Source organism: Nioella sp. (genome assembly GCF_964229645.1).
Lineage (GTDB): Bacteria > Pseudomonadota > Alphaproteobacteria > Rhodobacterales > Rhodobacteraceae > Nioella.
Genome location: NZ_CAXREX010000193.1, coordinates 1 through 3,665, shown reverse-complemented (window position 1 = coordinate 3,665; position 3,665 = coordinate 1). Strand labels below are relative to the sequence as shown.

Sequence of the window (3,665 nt, the reverse complement as noted above, 5' to 3'; positions counted from 1 at the left end):
GCAGGGACGCGAGGCGCTGTTCGATGCCGAGCATTTCTTCGATGGCTACAAGGCGAATGCCGCCTATGCGCTGGACTGCCTCAAGGCAGCACTTGAGGCGGGCGCGCGCTGGATCGTGCTTTGCGACACCAATGGCGGCACGCTGCCCGAGGAAATCGGGCGCATCACGGCCGAGGTGATCGCGGCAGGAATTCCGGGCGACCGGCTTGGCATTCACACCCATAACGATACCGAAACCGCCGTTGCGGGCAGCCTGGCCGCGATCGAGGCCGGGGCACGACAGGTGCAGGGCACGCTGAACGGACTGGGCGAGCGCTGTGGGAATGCCAACCTGACGACTCTGATCCCGACGCTTCTGCTCAAGGACCCCTATCCCAGCCGCTATGAGACCGGGATCGCCATCGACGCGCTGAAGGGGCTGACCAAGCTCAGCCGCACGCTCGATGACATCCTCAACCGCGTGCCCATGCGCCAAGCGCCCTATGTGGGCAGTTCCGCCTTTGCGCATAAGGCAGGACTTCACGCCAGCGCGATCCTCAAGGATCCGTCCACATACGAACATATCGACCCCTCCGTGGTCGGGAATGCGCGCGTCATCCCGATGTCGAACCAGGCCGGGCAGTCGAACCTGATCCGGCGCCTGACCGAGGCGGGCTTCACCGTCGTAAAAGGCGAGCCGGCGCTGGCGCGCATCCTTGACGAGATCAAGGAAAAGGAGTCGCAGGGTTATTCCTATGACACGGCACAGGCCAGTTTCGAGCTGCTGGCGCGCGGTGCCTTCGGGCAGTTGCCGCGCTTTTTCGACGTGGAACGCTACCGCGTGATCTCGGAACGCCGCCGCAACGCCAAGGGGCGCGTGGTGGTGGAGTCCGAGGCGCTTGTAACGGTGCAACTGCCCGGCGGGCGCAAGCTGACCGGCTTTTTCAAGAATGATCACCCGACGGATCTGCATGATGACGGTCCGGTGAACGCGCTTTGGCAGGCCCTGCGCACGGATCTTGGCCCCTACCAGGCCTCGATCGACGATATCAGCCTCGTCGACTTCAAGGTGCGCATCACGAATGGCGGCACCGAGGCCGTGACGCGGGTGATCATCGACTTCCAGGATGGTGCAGGGCAGCGCTGGTCGACCGTGGGGGTCTCGCCCAATATCGTCGATGCCAGCTTCGAGGCATTGCTCGATTCCATCATCTGGAAACTTGTGCGCGACGGGGCGCATCCTGCATGAGCGTGGCGGCCTGCGCAGAGCTGGTTCAGCGCGGAGACCCGGACCGCTTCCTTGCGGTGATGGCGGCCCCGCCGGCGGCGCGGGCCGTGCTCTTTCCACTTTACGCCTTCAACCTGGAAGTCGCGCGCGCCCCTTGGGTCGCGTCCGAGCCGATGATCGCCGAAATGCGCCTGCAATTCTGGCGCGACGTGGCCGAGGAGATCGGGCAGGGGGCCACACCGCGCGCCCATGAGGTTGCAGCCCCGCTGGCCGGGGTCGTGCGGGGGGAGGATGCAGGGCTGCTCGATGCCCTGGCCGCTGCGCGCCGATGGGACATCTACCGCGACCCGTTCGAGGACGAGGCCCATCTAGCCGATTATATCGACGCGACCTCTGGCAACCTGGCGGTTGTGGCCGCGCGCGCGCTTGGGGCCGAGGCCGGGACCGAGGCGGCGTTGCGGGACATGGCCTGGGGCGCGGGGATTGCCGCGCTTTTCCGGGCAGTGCCGGAACTGGAGGCGCGGGGGCGCGTGCCGCTGCTCGATGGACGGCCCGACGGCGTCAGGGCGCTGGCCGAGCGCGCGCTGGCGCGGTTTCGGCGCGGCAAGGCCGGGCAGGGGGCGCTGCCCCGCAAGGCGCGCGCCGCAGTTTACGCCTTCTGGCAAACCGAGGCGCTCTTGAAACTTGCCGTCGCCGATCCGGCCCGCGTTGGCGACGGGCGTCTGGCCACCAGCGAATTCGCGCGGCGTGGCAAGCTCTTGCTCGTGTCGATGACCGGGCGTCTCTAGCCCGTCAGCTGCCGTGGCGGATGAACGGTCCGTAACTTGGCGCATCTGGCCTGAGCTGCCCCCGATCGTCGAAATCCGTCTCGCTGTTGAAAGGGATTTCGGGACGCGCGTTCCAGTCGGCCAGCAGGTCCGCCTGTCGCGCCAGAACTGCCCCGAGCCTTGCCTCCACCGCATTTCGCTCCTCCCCTGTCCAATAGCCATGAACACCGTGAACGAGTTCCGGCTCCAGCACCGTGAAGCCGAGGTAGCGCAGGGTCTGGGCCAGTGGCCAAAGAAGCAGGCGGATGTCCCCCTCCTTGCCTGATGGGCTGCTTTCGGCGGCGCTCGATCCGGTGCTGACACAAAAGAGCGCCTGTCGGCCCCGGAAGAGGCCGGTGTCAAAGCGATTGTCCACGTCATGCGTCCGGCCATGCAGGAAGACACGATCGCACCAGCCCTTCAGAACCGCTGGCGGCGCGAACCACCAGATCGGGAAATGAAAGATCACCCGGTCTGCGGCTTCCAGTTTCTCGACTTCGGCGGCGATATCCGGGGGCAGGGGGCAGTCTCCGGTCAGGCGCTCTTGCGCTTTCAGGGGATCGAAACTTTCGCCTGCGGGCCAGTCGGGATGGTGATGGGCCGCTTCGACCGCGTCGAACCCCGTGGACAGGTCGCTTATCAGAACACGATCGCCCTTGGCTTCGAGCGCCGCGATGCTGGCCTGCGCCCAGGCCCCGGTGAATGAGCGGCGGTCAGGATGGGCAATGACGACGAGCGTTGTGGGCATCGGGACCGGTCCAGTGCGTGTGCATTGGCGGCATCATCGTGGCTGCAAGGGCAGGGGGCAAGGGGCGCGCCCTACCAAAGATAAGTTTTCAAAAAGAAGGCCCTGTCGCATCACTGTTCCATGGGATGTGTGGCGATTGGTCGGTTTGGCCTGAAGAACATGTTAAAATGGTTTCTTTTTCTGGGGGCGATCCTCTTGCTCGCCTCTACGGCCGGGGCAGATCCTTGCGGTCAGGCCTGCACGGCAGATTACTGGCGCACACTTGCCCCCGTGGCGGCTGCGGCTGCCATTCGCCAGATCGACCTTGAGGCCAGGGACGGCGTCGACAATACCCCCCTTCACCACGCTGCCTGCGAAGCCGCGCCCGAGGTGCTTGACCAACTCGTGAGCGCGGGCGCCGATGTGAATGCGCGCAACCGCTTCGGCTGGACACCGCTGATGATCGCAGCGGGCCATGGCCAATCTGACCAGGTCCGGGCCCTGGTCGATGCGGGGGCCGGGATCGGGCTGACCAGCAACATGGGGGAAACGGCACTGCACTTCGCGTCACAGCACGGTCAGTCGGACACGGTTCTGTTGCTGCTGGCGCTTGGGGCCGACCCCTCGCTACGCACCACGCAGAGCCAATCCGCGCTTGACCTTGCCCGTGCCAATCCGAACGTTCTGTTTTCCGCAGCCTACCAGGCTTTGCGCGAAGGAATGGAGTAGCCCCAGCACAGGCACGGCCTGTCCGTTCCATTCAAGACAACTTCAAGGAAGAAAGTGGCGGAGAGACAGTCCCCATAACATTACTCCCGACACGTTCGCTAGCGCCTGTGTGCCAATTGTTTTAATGTTATTTTATTTCATTCTGGCGGCCAAGCCGTTCGCCTGCGGCCTATTGCGTTCCCCTAAAACCGCAGTA

4 protein-coding genes are annotated in these 3,665 nt (G+C 64.9%); 3 read left to right on the top strand and 1 reads right to left on the bottom strand.

The features are described from left to right. Together ACEQXV_RS13135 and ACEQXV_RS13130 are read left to right on the top strand one after the other, a co-directional pair. Window positions 1-1,228 (top strand): alpha-isopropylmalate synthase regulatory domain-containing protein (locus ACEQXV_RS13135; RefSeq protein ID WP_370269584.1); only part of this gene is annotated, 1,228 nt, incomplete at its 5' end. Continuing rightward, on the top strand, window positions 1,225-1,995 hold the full coding sequence (locus tag ACEQXV_RS13130; RefSeq protein WP_370269583.1) for a squalene/phytoene synthase family protein: 771 nt from the start codon (window positions 1,225-1,227) through the stop codon (window positions 1,993-1,995). The genes ACEQXV_RS13135 and ACEQXV_RS13130, both read left to right, overlap by 4 nt. A 4-nt stretch (window positions 1,996-1,999) precedes the next feature. On the opposite strand, the gene ACEQXV_RS13125 is transcribed toward ACEQXV_RS13130, so the two are convergent. After that, a complete protein-coding gene (locus tag ACEQXV_RS13125; protein WP_370252550.1) occupies window positions 2,000-2,761 on the bottom strand; it encodes an NAD(P)H-dependent oxidoreductase in 762 nt (253 codons plus the stop codon). A gap of 195 nt (window positions 2,762-2,956) precedes the next feature. Here ACEQXV_RS13125 and ACEQXV_RS13120 point away from each other — a divergent pair, with 195 nt between their 5' ends. After that, entirely contained in the window at window positions 2,957-3,469 is a 513-nt protein-coding gene (locus ACEQXV_RS13120; RefSeq protein ID WP_372525824.1) for an ankyrin repeat domain-containing protein, read from the top strand. The last annotated feature ends 196 nt before the right edge of the window (window positions 3,470-3,665 follow it).